Raw genomic sequence first — 1,083 nt, 5'->3', positions numbered from 1 at the left:
GTAGATCTCGGCCTTGGCGCCCACGTCGATGCCGCGCGTGGGCTCGTCGAAGAAGAGCACGCTGCAGTCGCGCAGCAGCCATTTGGCGATCACGATCTTCTGCTGGTTGCCGCCCGAGAGCAGCCGCACCTGCTGGCGCACCGAGGGCGTCTTGATGCTGAGTTGCTTCACGTAGCGCTCGCCCGCGGCCTCAATGGCCGCCTGGTCGATGAAGACGCCCATCGACAGGAACTTCTTCATGCTCGGCAGCGCGATGTTGGTTTCCACGTCCATGCCGGTGGCCAGGCCGAAGTGCTTGCGGTCTTCGGAGAGATAGCCGATGCCGTGCCGCACGGCATCTTCGGGCGACTTGATCGACACCTTCCTGCCGTGCACCAAGACCTCGCCCGCGTCGATGGCGTCGGCGCCGAACACCGCGCGCGCGAGCTCGGTGCGGCCCGCGCCCATGAGSCCCGCAAAGCCCAGGATCTCGCCCTTGCGCAGCACGAAGCTGGCGTTGCGCACCAGCGCGCCGCGCGTGATGCCGCGCGCGTCGAGCACGACCTCGTTGCCCGAGGTGTCGGGGAAGTCGTTCTCCACCTCGGTGAGCTGGCGGCCCACCATCATCGCGATCAGCGAGTCCATCGGCGTGCCGGCCATCGGCACGGTGGCGATGTACTGGCCGTCGCGCATCACGGTCACGCGGTCGGCGATGCGCTTGAGTTCGTCCATCTTGTGCGAGATGTAGACAATGGCCACGCCCTGCGACCGGAGCTGGCCGATGATGCGGAACAGGTCGGCCACCTCCTCGTTGTTGAGCGCGGCGGTGGGCTCGTCCATGATGAGCACGCGCGAATCGAACGACAGCGCCTTGGCGATCTCCACCATCTGCTGCCTGGCGACCGTGAGTTCGCCGACCGGCGTGTGCGGGTCGAGCCGCAGGTTCATGCGCGCGAAGATGCGCTCGGCCTGGGTGCGCATCGTGTCTTCGTCGATGAAGAGGCCGAAGCGCCCGCGCGGCTCGCGGCCGATGAAGATGTTCTGCGCGGCRCTCAGGTGGTTCATCAGGTTGAGTTCCTGGTGGATGATCCCGATGCCCAGCGC

Annotated in this window: 1 protein-coding gene; it reads right to left on the bottom strand. The window is 66.7% G+C overall.

Annotated features, from left to right (window positions below; all coding sequences use genetic code 11):
* On the bottom strand, window positions 1-1,065 hold a 1,065-nt coding region (locus AC04L7_RS19375), incomplete at its 3' end, for a sugar ABC transporter ATP-binding protein (RefSeq protein WP_475513800.1).
* Window positions 1,066-1,083: the final 18 nt, after the last annotated feature.

The organism is Pseudoxanthomonas sp. LjRoot204_2 (assembly GCF_056175765.1).
The sequence above is the reverse complement of the archived record's forward strand: the minus strand, read 5'-3'. Positions and strand labels throughout refer to the sequence as shown.